13 protein-coding genes and 3 pseudogenes are annotated in these 15,500 nt (G+C 64.1%); 8 read left to right on the plus strand and 8 right to left on the minus strand.

Annotated elements, in window-relative coordinates:
* Window positions 1–178 precede the first annotated feature (178 nt).
* Window positions 179–2,302, plus strand: coding sequence for a TonB-dependent siderophore receptor (locus BX604_RS06810; protein WP_098550096.1), 2,124 nt, complete (start codon window positions 179–181; stop codon window positions 2,300–2,302).
* A 122-nt stretch (window positions 2,303–2,424) separates the two neighbouring features.
* On the opposite strand, the gene rpsU is transcribed toward BX604_RS06810, so the two are convergent.
* Window positions 2,425–2,637: a 30S ribosomal protein S21 gene (rpsU, locus tag BX604_RS06815; protein ID WP_006401410.1), complete on the minus strand. Its 213-nt coding sequence runs from the start codon at window positions 2,635–2,637 to the stop codon at window positions 2,425–2,427.
* 518 nt (window positions 2,638–3,155) lie between these two features.
* On the opposite strand from rpsU, the gene BX604_RS06820 reads away from it, so the two are divergent.
* The 3 genes from BX604_RS06820 (at window position 3,156) to BX604_RS06830 (ending at window position 6,692) form a co-directional block, all read left to right on the plus strand.
* Window positions 3,156–4,697 carry a flagellin N-terminal helical domain-containing protein gene (locus BX604_RS06820; RefSeq protein ID WP_098550097.1) on the plus strand — a complete coding sequence of 514 codons (1,542 nt, stop codon included), beginning with the start codon at window positions 3,156–3,158 and terminating at the stop codon, window positions 4,695–4,697.
* 171 nt (window positions 4,698–4,868) lie between these two features.
* Window positions 4,869–6,371: a flagellar filament capping protein FliD gene (gene fliD, locus BX604_RS06825; protein WP_098550098.1), complete on the plus strand. Its 1,503-nt coding sequence runs from the start codon at window positions 4,869–4,871 to the stop codon at window positions 6,369–6,371.
* A gap of 21 nt (window positions 6,372–6,392) precedes the next feature.
* The gene (locus tag BX604_RS06830; RefSeq protein ID WP_098550099.1) at window positions 6,393–6,692 is read left to right on the plus strand and encodes a flagellar protein FliT; all 300 of its coding nucleotides are present in this window, start codon (window positions 6,393–6,395) and stop codon (window positions 6,690–6,692) included.
* A gap of 148 nt (window positions 6,693–6,840) precedes the next feature.
* On the opposite strand, the gene BX604_RS06835 is transcribed toward BX604_RS06830, so the two are convergent.
* The gene (locus BX604_RS06835; RefSeq protein WP_098550100.1) at window positions 6,841–8,418 is read right to left on the minus strand and encodes a TIGR04222 domain-containing membrane protein; all 1,578 of its coding nucleotides are present in this window, start codon (window positions 8,416–8,418) and stop codon (window positions 6,841–6,843) included.
* 613 nt (window positions 8,419–9,031) lie between these two features.
* Between BX604_RS06835 and BX604_RS06840 the strand changes: the two genes are divergently transcribed.
* A complete protein-coding gene (locus BX604_RS06840) occupies window positions 9,032–9,244 on the plus strand; it encodes a hypothetical protein (RefSeq protein WP_098550101.1) in 213 nt (70 codons plus the stop codon).
* Here the strand turns inward: BX604_RS06840 and BX604_RS06845 are convergent.
* The 6 genes and pseudogenes from BX604_RS06845 to BX604_RS06870 all read right to left on the minus strand — a co-directional run.
* Window positions 9,241–9,534, minus strand: a complete 294-nt coding sequence (locus BX604_RS06845; RefSeq protein ID WP_098550102.1) for a hydrogenase maturation factor — start codon at window positions 9,532–9,534, stop codon at window positions 9,241–9,243. The genes BX604_RS06840 and BX604_RS06845 overlap by 4 nt on opposite strands.
* A gap of 85 nt (window positions 9,535–9,619) precedes the next feature.
* Entirely contained in the window at window positions 9,620–10,021 is a 402-nt protein-coding gene (locus BX604_RS06850) for an NUDIX hydrolase (protein ID WP_098550103.1), read from the minus strand.
* A 451-nt stretch (window positions 10,022–10,472) separates the two neighbouring features.
* A complete protein-coding gene (locus BX604_RS06855; RefSeq protein WP_098550104.1) occupies window positions 10,473–10,799 on the minus strand; it encodes a helix-turn-helix domain-containing protein in 327 nt (108 codons plus the stop codon).
* Complete coding sequence (locus BX604_RS06860) at window positions 10,783–11,037, minus strand: type II toxin-antitoxin system RelE family toxin (protein ID WP_098550105.1); 255 nt, start codon at window positions 11,035–11,037, stop codon at window positions 10,783–10,785. Before BX604_RS06860 ends, BX604_RS06855 begins: the two co-directional genes overlap by 17 nt.
* Window positions 11,038–11,108: 71 nt before the next feature.
* Window positions 11,109–11,606, minus strand: a pseudogene (locus BX604_RS06865) (phage portal protein); the annotation flags it as partial.
* Between the two features lie 7 nt (window positions 11,607–11,613).
* Window positions 11,614–11,997 (minus strand): annotated as a pseudogene (locus tag BX604_RS06870) (phage terminase large subunit family protein); the annotation flags it as partial.
* On the opposite strand from BX604_RS06870, the pseudogene BX604_RS06875 reads away from it, so the two are divergent.
* From BX604_RS06875 to BX604_RS06890, 3 genes and pseudogenes are all read left to right on the plus strand, one after another.
* Window positions 11,993–13,483: pseudogene (locus BX604_RS06875) on the plus strand (toprim domain-containing protein); the annotation flags it as partial. The pseudogenes BX604_RS06870 and BX604_RS06875 overlap by 5 nt on opposite strands.
* 687 nt (window positions 13,484–14,170) lie before the next feature.
* The gene (locus BX604_RS39465; RefSeq protein WP_098550106.1) at window positions 14,171–14,506 is read left to right on the plus strand and encodes a helix-turn-helix domain-containing protein; all 336 of its coding nucleotides are present in this window, start codon (window positions 14,171–14,173) and stop codon (window positions 14,504–14,506) included.
* Window positions 14,419–15,450 (plus strand): tyrosine-type recombinase/integrase, encoded by a 1,032-nt coding sequence (locus BX604_RS06890; RefSeq protein ID WP_257146379.1) that lies wholly within the window; start codon window positions 14,419–14,421, stop codon window positions 15,448–15,450. The genes BX604_RS39465 and BX604_RS06890 overlap by 88 nt, the downstream gene beginning before the upstream one ends.
* The last annotated feature ends 50 nt before the right edge of the window (window positions 15,451–15,500 follow it).

Raw genomic sequence — 15,500 nt, forward strand, 5'->3', positions numbered from 1 at the left:
CGACGTGATGCAGGTCATTGGCTGTAAGGCACCGCGACAACCGTCCCGCCGTGACGATGCGTGGCCGGAAGTCCTTGCGTGCGGTATGGAATTGTTGCGCATGACGCGAGTTTTGATACGATGCGCGACATTTTAACGCAACGCGAATGATTCTTAATCGCATTTTTATTTACTCGCCATGACCGCCTGTCTCGCCTGCCCTCCCGTTCGACCGCGCCGTATGGCGGCCGTCCTCGCCTGCTTCGCCGCGTCGCTCGCGCACGCGGACGAATCGCCCGGCGACACCGCGCTGCTGCCGGCCCTCAACATCACGGCCGCACACGATTCGCCCCAGCACCTGACCGACGAGCTGTCCGCCGGCGCGCTGGGCGCGCGCCGCCAGCTCGACACGCCGTTCTCGACGACCATCGTGACGTCCGAGGAACTCGAGGCGCGTCAGCCGTATAAGCTCGGCGACGTGTTCGCGAACGATGCGGCCGTGTCCGACAACAGCGGCGCATACAGCGCGTGGGCCAACTACGTAACCGTGCGCGGCATGCAGCTCGACTGGCAGAACGGCTACAAGATCGACGGGCTGCCGTTCATCTCGTACGGCGTCACCATGCCGTACGAGCAACTCGAACGCGTCGAGTTGCTGAAAGGGCTCGGCGGTTTCCTCTACGGTTTCGTGACGCCTGGCGGCGTCGTCAACTACGTGACGAAGCAGCCGACCGCCGAACCGGTGCGCAGCATCGACGTCGGCTATCGCAGCACCGCCGTATGGACCGAGCACGTCGACCTCGGCCAGCGCTTCGGGCCGGACAACATGTTCGGCGCGCGGCTGAACGCGACGCACGAGGAAGGCAAGACGTACAACGACGGCAACATTCGGCGCGACAGCGTGTCGCTCGCGCTGCAGGCGAACCTCACGCGCGACCTGTCGGTGACGTTCGGCGCGTTGTACCAGGAGCGCCGCGCGTCCGGCCAGACGCCGTCGCTCTTCGTCGGCGGCTATCCGGGCGACGCGCTGCCCGCGACGATCAGCGGCGGCACGACGAACCTCGGCGGCCAGGACCAGTACCTGAACACGAACCTGCAGCTCTACACGGCCGGGCTGCAGTACCAGCTCGCGCCCGACTGGCAGCTCGACGTCGCGTACAGCTACAGCAGGTCGACGCGCGATCGCAACGAAAGCACGCTGTCCTTGCAGAATGCGGCCGGCGACTACTCGGACAGCCGTTATGCCGGGCTGGAGGACAACCGCTTCAGCCAGTGGCGCGCGATGGTCGAGGGCAAGGTGCGCACCGGCCCGTTCAGCCACCAGATCGTGCTCGGCGCGTCATGGCAGAAACAGACGAACGACTATTCGGCGAACAGCGTGTACGTGCCGCTCGGCACGGGCAATCTCTACTCGCCGAACCCGTACCGCTACGAGAGCCCGCACGGCTTCGTCCAGTACCGTACGAGCGAGATCACGCAGAAATCGCTGTTCGCGAGCGACACCGTGCAACTCACCGAGCGCTGGTCGGTACTCGCCGGCGTGCGCTACATGAACTACGAGCAGCGCTCGTTCGAAACGAGCGGCGCCGAAGATCCCGGCTACAGCCAGAACGGCGTCGTGACGCCGACCTTCGCGGTGATGGTCAAGCTCGCGCCGACCACCACCGCATACGCGAGCTACGCCGAATCGCTCGAGCCTGGCAGCCGCGTGAACGATGTTTACGCCAACGCGGGCCAGATTCTCAAGCCGCTGCGCAGCAAGCAGTACGAACTGGGGATCAAGAGCGAGCACGCGCGCTGGAGCGCGACGGCCGCGCTGTTCCGCGTCGAGCGCAGCGCCGAATATGCGAACGCCGCCAACGTCTACGTGCAGGATGGCGAATCGGTGATCCAGGGGATCGAATTCGGCGCGCGCGCGAAGCTCGGTGCGCGCTGGCACGCGGGCGTCGATGCGATGCTGCTCGACGCGTGGTATGCGAACGGGATCGGCAACAACGGCAACCGCGTCGCGGGCGCACCGCGCTTCGTGCTCGCGGGCGACCTCGGCTATGCGGTGCCGGGCGTTCCGGGCCTGACGCTCGGCATCGACGCGAAATTCACCGGCGCCACGCCGCTGCGCGCGGCGGGCGGGCTCGACGCGCCCGGCTTCCTCGTCGTCAATGCCGGCGCGCGCTATCTGACGCGCATCGGCCGCCACGACGTGACGCTGCGCGCGTCGATCGACAACGTGCTGAACCGCCGCTACTGGGAATACCAGTACGCCGACTATGTGAAGCCGGGCGATCCGCGCACAGTGAGCCTGAACGCGAAGATCGACTTCTGAGCGAGGCGACCGGCGGCGCCGGGCCGGCCGGTCGAAACCGCCAAACCGGCGCCAAAAAGCAAAACGGCGGAGCGGCTTCTTTCGAAGCACGCTCCGCCGTTTGCGGCGAACCGGAGACGCTCTTAGTGGAGCTTCTTCGGCAGCATCTGGCTGCGCAGGCGCTTGTGCAGGCGCTTGACGGCTGCTGCCTTCTTGCGCTTGCGGACTGCGGTCGGCTTTTCGTAGGACTGGCGTTCGCGCAGTTCAGCGATCAGGCCATTTTTTTCGATAGCACGGCGAAAGCGGCGAATCGCCACTTCGAACGGCTCGTTTTCTTTCAGAAGAATCGTCGTCATGTCGTTCCTAAATTGCTTAAACGGTCAAAAACGTAGCGGCCAAGCGCCACGCACCGGCCATCCGGGCGTCCCCACAACAGGCGAAACGAGCGGAAATGCGGCCTCGGAGGCCGGAAAAGAGAGGCGTAAAGCACCGCGAGTACGCTTCACAAGCCACGTGCAGCGCCGCGTTTGACTGCCAGCAAGAATGCCGTAACGGCATAGGCGTGACAGAAAATCTCAATTCAGCCCGCCATCATAGCAGGGAATCACAGACAAAACCATCCTTTTGTCGATTGCGCGTGCGCATCCGCATCACATCGCAGCCGGGCTATTCCGCCCCCGTTTTTGTCCGACGCCGTGTCGGGCCCGGTCGAAATGACAAAGAAGGGCAAAAAATCGGGCCGAATGATAACGATGCCCTCAAGTTTTGTTTTGGGCCGCCGAAATCCTGCTCTGAGGCGGCCAGCAATGAACGAGTGCTTCCGCCGATGCCAAAACGGCTTTCCAGGGCTTTCGGCTTAAACAGGAGAATTTCCATGCTCGGAATCAATAGCAACATCAACTCGCTGGTTGCTCAGCAGAACCTCAACGGCTCGCAAAACGCCCTGTCGCAGGCAATCACCCGCCTGTCGTCGGGCAAGCGCATCAACAGCGCGGCCGACGACGCGGCAGGTCTCGCAATCGCGACCCGCATGCAAACGCAGATCAACGGCCTGAACCAGGGCGTGTCGAACGCGAACGACGGCGTGTCGATGATCCAGACCGCATCGAGCGGCCTGTCGCAGATCACGTCGAGCCTGCAGCGTATCCGCCAGCTGGCCGTGCAATCGTCGAGCGGCTCGCTGTCGCAAAGCGACCAGCAGGCACTGCAAACCGAAGTGGCGCAGCAGATCTCGGAAGTGAACCGTATCGCTTCGCAGACGAACTACAACGGCAAGAACCTGCTCGACGGTTCGGCCGGCAACATCAGCTTCCAGGTCGGCGCGAACGTCGGCCAGACGATCAACCTGAATCTGTCGCAAAGCCTGTCGGCTGCGTCGCTCGGCAGCGGCGTCGCGACCTCGGGCTCGACGCTCGGATCGTACACGGGCATCGCACTGAACAGCGACGGCACGTCCTACACCGGCTCGGGCACGGCAGCGATCACCCAGATCAACGTGATCGCCGACGGCAACGGCGGCTTCAAGTTCACGGATCAAAACAATCAGGCACTGAAGAGCGGCGCCGTCTCGAACCTGTTCGGTGCGAGCACGACCGGCAATGCGACTACGCCGGCACCGCTGACGCTGCAACCGCAAGGTGCCCTCGCAGCCACGTCGAACACGCAGTCTCAGGCTGCAAGCCTTGCAGGCGCAACGCAGAACATTGCCGCACTGAGCGCAACGAGCGAGGCAACCGCGACGGCAGACCTCGCGACGAAGGGCACGAAGCTCGGCGAACTGACCGGTCTGAGCCTGAACGCAGACGGCACGGCCTACACCGGCAGCGGCACGCCGGCCATCACGTCGCTGCAAATCTACGCGGACGGCACCGGCGGCTTCCTGATCGGCTCGAATGGCTCGGACATTTCGCAAGAGACCTCGCCTGCCAAAGCCGGTGACGCGGCCGGCATTGGTTCGCTGTTCACGGAATCCACCAACACCAACTTCGGCGACACGCTGGGACTCGCTGGCGCGCTGACGAGCGGCACCGCCTATGCCGTTCCGTCGAACCTGGCAAGCGTCACCGGCACCACCGCATCGATCAACGCGGCGAACAAGCCGGGCACGGTCGCAAGCATCGACATCAGCTCGACCGCAGGCGCAAACCTCGCGATGGAGTCGATCGACAACGCGCTGGCAGCCGTCAACAACCTGCAGGCAAACCTCGGCGCCGCGCAAAACCGCTTCACCGCGATCAGCACGACGCAGCAAACGCAGTCGACCAACCTGTCGCAAGCCCAGTCGCAAATCCAGGACGCGAACTTCGCGCAGGAAACCGCGAACCTGAGCAAGGCACAGGTGCTGCAGCAGGCCGGCATCTCGGTGCTCGCGCAAGCGAACTCGCTGCCGCAGCAGGTCCTGAAGCTCCTGCAGTAATATCGCTTCTCGCTGTCACGCCCGGGGCCTCGCGCAAAGCAACGCGCGGCGCCCCGGGCGCTTCGGCCTGTACCGGCCGAATTCAACCGAAAACGCAACACCGCAGGCCTTCACGCACTACGCGTTCGATAACCCCATACGCATCGCTCATCCGGGGCACGGAGCCATCATATGTCCACCGTCAATACCAGTACGTCCAGCGCCAGCGCGGACAGCGCGCTTCAGCAAGCCGCGCAGTCGATCATCAGCGGCTCGACTGGCAACACGACGATGGACGTCAACTCCCTCGTGACGGCGCTCGTGAACGCGAAAACGGCCGGCCAGACATCCGCGCTGACCGCGCAGCAAACCTCCGACAACACCCAGATTTCCGCATACGGCACGCTGTCGGCCGCGCTGAGCGCGCTGCAGGCCGGCCTGACGACCCTCACCAACGGCACGCTGCAGAGCACCTTCACCGCGACGCCAAGCGGCACCGGCCTCACCGCGACGGCTGGCCAGGGCGCGGTCGCCGGCACCTACAACGTGAACGTGAGCCGGGTCGCATCCGCGCAGGCGTTGTCGTCGGTCGGCTTCACCGACCCGACCAAGGGCCTCGGCAGCGGTACGCTGGCCCTGTCGCTCGGCACCCAGTCGTTCTCCGTCAACGTCGACAGCTCGAACAACACGGTGGCCGGCATCGCAGCCGCGATCAACGGCGCATCGGGCAACCCCGGCATCACGGCAACGGTCGTCACCGGCACCGACGGCGCCCACCTGGTGTTGAGCTCGGCATCGACCGGCGCGGCCAACACGATCAGCGTCGCAGTCAGCAATCTGAGCGGCGACGCCGGACTGTCGAATCTCGGCGTTACGTCCGTCCCCGGCCAGAATGGCGGTCCGTCGACCTACACGTCCGCCAACACCAGTGCCGCCTGGTCGCAGAGCACGCCCGGCCAGGACGCCGCGTTCTCGATCAACGGCATCAGCGCAACGAGCTCGACCAACACGGTCAACACCGCGATCGCCGGCGTGACGCTGAACCTGACGTCCGCCGCGGTCGGCGACGCGCAGGCGCAGACCCTGACGATCGCGCCCGACACGAAGTCGCAAGCCACGGCGATCAACAATTTCGTGAGCCTGTACAACACCCTCGTCACGACGATGGGCACGCTCACCCAGTTCACGTCCGGTGCGACCACGCAAGGCCCGCTGCTCGGCGACTCGACGCTGAACACGATCAAGAACTCGCTCGCGTCGCTCGTCACGACGGGCGTGAAGAGCGGCAACTCGACGCTGACGCTGTCGTCGATCGGCATCACGCTGCAGGCCGACGGCACGCTGCAGGCCGACAGCACCAAGCTCAATACCGCGCTGCAGAACAACGCGGCGGGCGTCGCCGCACTGTTCAACTCGACGAACGGCATCGGCGCGCAAATGTCGACGGCGATCACCAAGTTCACGCAGACGGGCGGCCTGATCGACGTGCGGACGTCCGCACTCAACGCCGACCTGAAGAGCATCGCGCAACAGCAGTCGAACCTGGCGGACTACACGACTCAGCTGACGAACCAGTACCAGGCGCAATTCACCGCGCTGAACACGCTGATGGCGACGATGAACAACAATTCGCAATACCTGACGCAGCTGTTCGGCGGCACGAACAGCGCCGGCGCAATGTCGAACAACAAGTAAGCAGCGCGTACGAGGCGAAAAATGGAACAGCACGAACTGATCGAGCGGCTGAACGCACTCACCGACGGCATCGAACACGCAGCGTCGATGGCCGACTGGGTGGAAGCCGCGCGTCTCGCGGAAGCCCGCTCGCCGCTGCTCATGGCGATGACGGCGAACCAGCCGCCGGAAGGTCTCGCCGCGATGCGCCGCATTCAGGCCAGCAACGAGCGCATTTTTGCCGAAGCCCATCTCGCGCAGCGCGAACTCGCCGACGAATATCACGCGGCCATGGGACGTGTGCAGGCCGTCAGCGAATATCACCACATGGCGCGCCTGTAACGGCGCCCGCGAAGCCGTATCCACGGACAACAAGCACTACACGCCGAAGTGAGGGCGTGCTCGTTCGACTCATGCCCGCGTTCACGCGGGCATTTTTTTGTCCGGCGATCCAGTACACGCCGATGGCACGGCGCAACGCGAAGCGCGTTCAACTACTCGACGAACACCCGCCACAACTGCTCGAACTACACGAGCTCGAACTGCATGAACTCGACGACGAGCAATTCGTCCCGGAATCGGACGAGCTATACGTCGAACCGCCAGACCCGCCACCGCGCACGGCGCCCGGCGGCACCGGCGGCGGCTCCATCAGCAGGATCGAATGCGCGGCCCATGCGGTGCCCGCGAGCACGCCGGCACCGGATAGCGCGGTGGCCCACAGCAGCGCGTCCGGCGAATCAGGCTCGTCACGGCGTGCGCTCCGATGGGCGGCGAGCGCCGTCCGCGCACCGACCGTCAGGCCACTGCGTCCGAAACCCGTCAGACGCCGCGCGACGATGCGGTATGCGATCGCGAACACCGCCATGCTGATGGCGAGCAGCAGAACCGGTCGGCCCCGACTGAGCCCGACCGCGAGCTTCGCCGCCCCCGTGCCGAGCACGACCAGCGCGACCGCACGCGCGGCCATCCGCGCCGCCCGCATTTCGCCGGAAGCCCACAGCCAGCCGCGCCCACGCAACGCACTCGCATAGTCGGACACGCGGCGCGCAAGAAGCTGACGGAACGCGCCGAAGCTCGCCTCCCCGGCAGGCTGTGCCGCCAGCCATTCGCATTCGCCCGCATACGCGCCGGCCCGTAACGCATCGGCGATCTGCACGCGCGCGCCCAGCACACGTGCACCGACTCGCCCGCCCGGCAGCAGGTCGATCGCACCCGAGCGAACAAGCGACAGCGTCGCGACCTGCACGGCCCGCGCCTCGTCGCCGACGAGATACGCGACCTCCTCGGCCGTCAGGCCCGACGCGACTTCCTGCGTGCGTCTGCGCCGACACTGGTATTCGATCTGTTGCAGCACCACGATCAGCAGCAGCGCGGCAATGCAGGCAGGGACATAGAACGCGAGAAATTGCGGGCCCGCGTAGTTCAGTACGTCGAAGTCCCGCGCAGATGCGGCCGTCGCAATGACACTCGCGGCGGCGGCCGGCACGATCGCCTTCGACAGCCGGTCACGCCATGTCCGGCGGACAGCGGGACCGGCTGCACGCTCCGGTTCCGCTGCTGCCCTGCCCGCCTCCGCCCGCGGTGCTCCGGCGTCGACCGGCCGCGCATCGGGGCGAGGCCAGATCGATTCAGGCGGCTCGCAGCCGAACAGCCGACGATAGCTGTCGAGCGTGTCGCGATAGCGCTGCTCGTACACGACGGCCTCGTCCGGCGCGCCGGTGCCGGGCATGTGATGCAGCCGCGCCTGCAACACGCCGGCACAGAACACGTCCCAGTATTCGACCGTGTATTGCAGGTGGAAATGCCACGCGGCATCCACCGCGACCGATGGCGTGACGGGATGCCCGGCCGCCTGCGCAAGGAACGCGAAGCGCTTGTATTCGTCGATCACGGCGAGCGCGTGCGCATGCGTCCAGCCTTCCGCGTCGGCAAGGCGTCGGCTGTACGGCAGCGCGGCATTCGGGTCATCGGGGGAATAGGCTTGCAGGCGCGCGAGCAGCGCCCGCTGCGCGTCGGTCGGCACGCGGGCGTCGCCGGCGGTCGGAGAGGACGGAATGGCTGCCATCGGAAGTCGGCGCGATGCGCGGACGGCCGCCGCGATCGACGCTTGAGTTGTCGTTGCGGGGGATTCTCGCATAACGGCGCGGCGGGGCAATCACGCAGGAAACGGCCGGCTGCCGCCGATACGCCATTGCATCGACGTGACTGCACCTCGCCGGGAAGCCATGCGGACTCGACCGATTACGCAACGCTGTACTGCGGGCACTTCAGGAAACGATTCGGGTAATACGACGCCCGGAATCAGGCAATTTGGCGCGCCCGGCTGGGATCGAACCAGCAACCCCTGCCTTCGGAGTTTTGCCAGTCCGCCCATAGCCCTTACAAATCAAAGCCTTATGCAACTCGCAAACTGCAAAACCTAGGCTGCACGGCACAATTCACAAGCAATTTCTCCCTGTCCTAGCTGCAATTTAGGTGCACAGTCACGCAAGCAAAGCAGCATCGAACGACCTAGAGCAGGGCCGTAAAACGACGACGCTGCGTATCACTGTTGCGCAACATTTAACTCCGATAGATGATTGTGATGCACTGCTGGCGCCGACCTTCGGGACGACACCACATCAGAAACCACACGACTCTTCGGCAGTGCAGGGAACGCGACATCCAGTGAGTGCAGTATGAAAAATTCGAATGACATGCATGCGGGGCCCGCGTGGGGAGTGGCTGCGGGATTGTTGCTTACCGCCGTAGGACTGAGCCTCGGCCTGTTCCCGCGCGCCCTGAACAGCACCGGCACCCTGAACGACTTTCTATCGTCCGGAATCGCGATGATGGGTATCTTCCTCGTCGTGTACTCCATCCACGAGCTGCGACGAAAACGGCCTCATTAACCGCTGCGGCTGTCGCGCCCCACATCCACGAGCAGATCGTCAATGATGATTTCACCTGCGGAACGACCAGCCCGCAAGGCTTCCATGCCGTCGACGAATGGCTTACCGCGATCATCAGCCAAGCGAATCGGCGTGAGAAAGAACGACGGCACGTCCGTTGCACGAACCTGCACGACGGCAACGAAACCCGCGTCGACATGATCGGCCGTGACGGCGGCTCGCGCCGGATCGAGTTGATACTCGCAGCGGACGTCGATCGTGTATCCGCGATATATGTACGCGCTGTTCATTTGCGCCTCGCTGCAGATGAGCAAACCCCCGATGGGTGCTCGGAAGTATAGTTGCGCGCGAGCGTGCCGCAACGTGGAAACGGCGCTATGCGCGCAGTTCGCCGTTGAACACGAGTTCGATGATTTTCTTCGTAGGAATGCTCGCCCGGACCTTGTCGACCGAGTCGTGACGGAACCATTTGCATCGAGCAATTTCGTTACTCGCCTGGGGTTCCTGACCAGCGACAAACTTCCCGATAAATACATGGTGCATCTTGGCGAGGCCGCCGAAGTGCATTGCGTAGGCGAGATTCAGGCCGACCAATCCCGTCTCCTCCCACAGCTCGCGATGCGCCGCCTCTAGCGGCGATTCATCCGCCTTGATCGTGCCTCCGGGCAATGCCCATCGTGACGCGGCACGTGAGACCAACAGCACGCGTGGGCCATCACAGCAGACGATTGTTGCCCGTTCCTTCACGGGTGTGTCTCGATTTTCTGGACGAGTCATGGAAGCCGGGGGACAGGTGGTTCTCAAAGTACGGCGGAAGGGTACAGGAAAGAAGTCCACATGCCGAGACTGCATAACCACGGCGCATAAAAGTGCACAGAAGAATTGGCACGCCAACCGCCGCGCGGCCCATGCTGGCCGGGCCAGAGGGACCTGTGCATGCGTGCATAAAAACCACTCGATTTTGCGTGCAGGTGGGGAGGGGCTACAACTGCGCGCGCCGGGTCCGCGCCAGCCTCATCCAGCCCGACCCGGCCCTAAAATGCCCCCTGTCGCGCGTCAGCAGGCCCGTCACGGGCCCGCCGCGCTCGGGCGCAGGGGCAAACCTCACACCGGCGTCTAGCCGCCCTACGCCCTCCTGACCCTGCATGCCGCCCGCACGGGCACGGGCGAAAAAAAAGCCGCCGGGCACCGTAGTGCCTGGCGGCTTCTTCTGCCTGCCGATCGCTCGTCAGACGTCGAGCTGCGCGCTCGTGATGCCGAGGGCGGTTGCGATCTTCCCCAGCGTCGCCTTGCGCAGCTTTTCGCTGCGCTCCTGTTGAGCGTAGGCAGACTGGCTGATGCCAAGCCGCGTCGCGACTTCGGCCTGCGTCAGCCCGAGATACTCGCGCCACGCGCGCAGGGGCGTCGCCCCGTCGACCGTTGCGCTAACGACTGCATGCGGAATCAGGTCGCGCTCTTCTTCGCGCTGCGCCATGTATTCCGCGTAAGGGATCACCACAAAGGCCGGCGCTCCGTCCGGCCCGTTGATGATTTGGATGTTAGTACGTGCGTTCATCGCGTTTCTTTACCTCCTCGATTTCGACTACCTTGATCTGGCCGTCCCAGTTAAACAGAACCCGGTAGTTGCCGACTCGGAGCCGATAGCCGTGCTGATGGTTCGTCAGCGAAATTACGTTCTGGCAGTTCGGCATTGCCTCCAAGGTCCCTACGCTGTCACGAATGACCGTCTGGATTTGGCGGTCCAGCTTACGCAGTTGCTTGAAAGCTTTTGGAGTCCATTTGATCGAGTTCATGTAGAGAATTATAAGTTTAATTATAAGTTTCGACAAGCATTTTATAAGTTATTTGCGTGCAGGTCGGCGCGTCACTTCGCCGGCGGCTGGTATGGGCGAAAGCGCACAACGTCGATGCCGAGCCAGTCATTCACCTCCGTGAGCCGTGCCTTCAGCGGTTCGATCTCCAGACCGTTGAACACCTCAGCCGCCTTGTGCACGTCGCCGAACCCGCCCGCGTTCGACGGGATGATCCCCATGAGTTGCGGCGGCACCCGATGCGCCGCGAGTTGATCCTCGACCGTCACCTTCTTGATGTTCCAGAACTCGTCTTTCGCCGCCACCTCGCCAATCGGCAATAGCTGAATCCCGTCCTTCTTCCCCTTCGGCGCGTACATGAACAGATTGCGGAAATTGCCCGGCCCCTTCGCGTTCTTCAGCGCCGCGCGCAAATTGTCGACGTCCTCCTGACGCTCGGCCGCGTCCGTCATGTACATGATGAAGCCTGCGTGACTCCCGTTCTTGTAGTAGCGCCGGCGAAACAGCGTCGCGCTCTCGTTCAGCCATGTCGAATTGAGCGCCGACAGGTACGGGACATCAGAAAATCTCCATGAATCCAGAATTGGTGCTGGTCGCGCCCTCGAGCGGCTCGTTCGCGAGCGCGTGCATGCACGCCCAGGCCAGGTCACCGTGGCTCGCCTCTTCCGAGCGTGTCGTCGTGTACGTCACCTGCAGTCCGCTCGGGGTGATCGTTTTCTTGATCGCCATAAACGAGGCGGTCAGGTCGGTCCATCCGGCGTCGTACTCGAGCCGCCCCTTACGGATCACGTTTTGCGCCTTCATCACGAGCATTCCCTTCACCTCGACCGAGTAACGGATCGGCGTCGCGGCCGGGAAAAACTTGCTGACCAGCTCATAGACGCCCTGCCCCATGCCGGTCGTGTCGATGCCGATATAGGTGACGTTGTATCGGTGCGTGACCGGCGACGCCGACCAGGCGCCCACCGTCTACTTCGCCGTGTCCGTTCAGACGCCGCGCCACGGCGCGCAGCTCATCCGCCGCGTGATGCTCGACGACCAGCTCCACAACACCGACCAGTGGGGCAAGCTCGGCCCGATCTGGGCGCCGGCGCCGTTCAAGCGCATGGTCAACATCCTCGAGCGCGGCGCCGACCTCGGCGCGCGCGACGCGGCCAACTTCGTCGGCCTGGCCTGGCGCGACGGCCGGCTGATCGTCAACGAAGGGCCGGACTGCTACTTCACCGACGCAAGCAAACAGTGCCCGTATCACAACCTCACGTTCGCCAGCGGCCCGGTCGCCGACGCTCGCCGCGTGGTCACGGCCTATCAGCGCACGTTCACGCACAACGCCGCGACGATTCCGCTCGTCTGGGCGCTCGGCGGGCACCTGAAAGCGTTGCTCGGCTTCTGGCCGCACATCACGATTCAGGCGAACAAGGGTGCCGGCAAGTCGACCCTCATCAAGCGCCTCGAGCGCTCGATCGGCTTCACGATGTATTCCGGCCAGTCGCTTCAAACCGAATGGCGCTTGCTGACGAGCATCTGCCACACGAGTCACCCGGTCGGCTGGGAGGAAATCTCCGCACGTCGACAGGACGTGATCGACAAGGCCGTCGGCATGCTGCAGGAGAACTACCAGTACACGGTGTCGCGGCGCGGCGCCGACATGACGGAATTTCTGTTGTCCGCGCCCGTGATGCTGGCCGGTGAGGACGTGCCCGTGCGCAGCCTGCTCGGCAAGATCGTCCGGACCAATCTGACCGGCCGCAAAGGCCCCAAGCTGCCCGAGGATCTGCCGACCTTCCCGGTACGCCAGTGGCTCGAGTTCCTGGCCGGCCTGAACAAGCGCGACGTGCTCGAGCAGTACGAGACGCTAGTCGGCAAGGCGTTGGCCACCAGCCGAGCGAGCGGCGACGACGACGGCGCGAAGCGCATGGCCGGGAACTATGCGGCCGTCGCGCTCGCCTGGCACTACCTCACCGAGTTCGCCGGCATGGATCCCACCGAGGGCGACTTTCCGCGCGACCTGATCGCCGAGATGAACAGCCACATCTCCGAAACCAGCGCCGATCGCGAGCCCTGGGTCTGGATCATGGAAACCGCACTGTCGGAGATCGACGCCGGCAACTACAAGCACCCGTATACGTTCGACACCATCGACGGCGAGTTCTGCCTATTGCTGAACACCGGCCACGTGATGGACCACATCGCGCACACGAGCGCGCTGCGCGACAAATGGAACGCGCTGCCCGTGAAGTCCGACCGCGTGTTCAAGGCGCAACTCAAGCACGCCAGCGTCATCGTCGGCGAGAAGGAGGTCGAGCGCCGGATCTTCACGCGTCGCGTACGCTACCTCACCCCGATCTCGCTCGAGCGCCTCGAGACATTCGGTCTGCATGTCACCGTCCGCGACGAATTGCTGCGCGACAGCATGGAGGCCGCGTGATCGCTTCTACGCCCTCGCGGCCGCAACGCGGCCGTGCCCCTTACTCGCCTTTTTCCGGCCGCGCAGCGGCCCTGTATTCAGGTTTCCGGTGCGTGCGCCGATGCGCGCAGCAATCGGCGCGCGCGATCGCCCGGCCGCCGATTTTCCCGCTTCCCCCCGTCCCCCCCGCGAGTGGAAACAGCCGGCGAACGGCGCTGCCCTTAGAGAAGGGGGGCCGGCAAGGCTGTTTTTCACGCGGGGAAGGCGGTGGCAGCACAAATAACTCGGGGATTTTGGGTGGTATCGCTCGTAAGTCATTGATTCTGGAAGCGAGTGCCGCCCCGAGTCACCTCGATTTTGCCCCCATTCGTGCCGCTTTTGCCCCTAGTCGGATTTTCGGGCAGGCCGCCCCTTTCCCTTTCTTCTCTCTCTCTAAATTATTGAAAAAGAAGAAGAAAGAATACGAAGAGAGGCACGGAATCGGCTCGAACACGCTGCCCCGAGTCATGCCCGTTTTGCCCTCAATTGCAGATGCTGCTTATTTTTTAAGCCCCGAGTCAGAAGGCCCTCCCCCGAGTGACCGGGGGCAATTGGGGGCACGAACAATCATTAATAATCAAAGAGTTATGAGCGTTTTTTCTGCAATCCCCCAATCCCCCATTTGTTCTGCGTGTGCCTCCCCCGCGTCGATGCAAAAGCGGTGACCCAATGAACACGATCGATCTACTTCAGGCAGCCGCGCTGCTCGGCGCGCATCCCGAAACGGTACGCATCAAAGCCAAAGCCGGCGAGCTGCCCGGCAAGAAGGTCGGCAAACGCTGGATGTTTTCGACGATTGCCCTCGAACGCTACCTCGCCGGAGAATGGATCCCGCGAGTTGTACAGGGCGAACGTCCTGGAGAAGTTGAACCATGTCGCTCTACAAACGAACCACCAGTCCCAACTGGCAATACAAGCTGTACCCCCCTGGCGGCGGAACACCGCTACAAGGCAGCACTGGCACCAGCAACAAAGCGCTCGCCCAAGAGTTCCACGACCGGCTGAAGGTCGAGCTGTGGAACCAGGTGAAGCTCGGCGTGCGGCCGCGCTACACCTGGAACGACGCCGTCGTGCGCTACGTCGGCGACCGCGAAGGGCTCTCGAGCCTGGAGACGTCGAAGACCCACCTGCGCTGGCTCGACCCGCACCTGTCGGGCGTGGCCCTGACCGACATCAACCGCGATCGGATCGACGCGATCGCCCTGGCGAAGAGGAGGGAACCGAAGGTCATCCGCACCAAGCACGGCCTTGTGGTCACCGACAAGACGGTGACCCCGGGCACCGTGAAGCGTGTGATCGGCGTGCTGATGGCGGTGTTGAACGCGGCCGTCGAATGGGAGTGGCTCGACCGGACGCCGGTGATGAAGCGCACGAAGACCACGGCGAAGCGGATCCGCTGGCTGACGCAGGCCCAGGCCGAGCGGTTGATGGCTGAACTGCCCGAGCACCTGGCCGAGATGGCGCGCTTCAGTCTGGAGACGGGCCTGCGGCGCTCGAACGTGACCGGGCTGCAGTGGTCGCAGGTCGATCTCGTGCGGCGCGTCGCGTGGATCCACCCGGACCAGGCGAAGGCGAAGAAGGCGATCACGGTGCCGCTGTCCGATACCGCGATCAGCGTGCTACGGCGCCAGCTCGGGAAGAAGCGCGCGCCCGAGTGCGTCGACAGCGTGTTTGTGTACCACGGCCGGCCGGTCTACCAGACCGTGACCGAAGCGTGGCGCAAGGCGCTCAAGCGGGCCGGCATCAGCGACTTTCGCTGGCACGATCTGCGCCACACCTGGGCGAGCTGGCATGTGCAGCGTGGCACGCCGCTGCAGGTGTTGAAGGAGCTGGGTGGTTGGGAGACGTTCGAGATGGTGCAGCGGTACGCGCACCTCTCGGCGGATCACCTGGCGCAGTGGGTGTCGCCGCTGACGGTCGAGCCGGCGCCGTTGCTAGCTGCAATTTAGCTGCACTGAGACTGTCCGACGAGGGAAGGAAACCGCTGAGAGCCTTGATA

The sequence above is a fragment of the Burkholderia sp. JKS000303 genome (assembly GCF_002563755.1).
Classification (GTDB): domain Bacteria; phylum Pseudomonadota; class Gammaproteobacteria; order Burkholderiales; family Burkholderiaceae; genus Burkholderia; species Burkholderia anthina_B.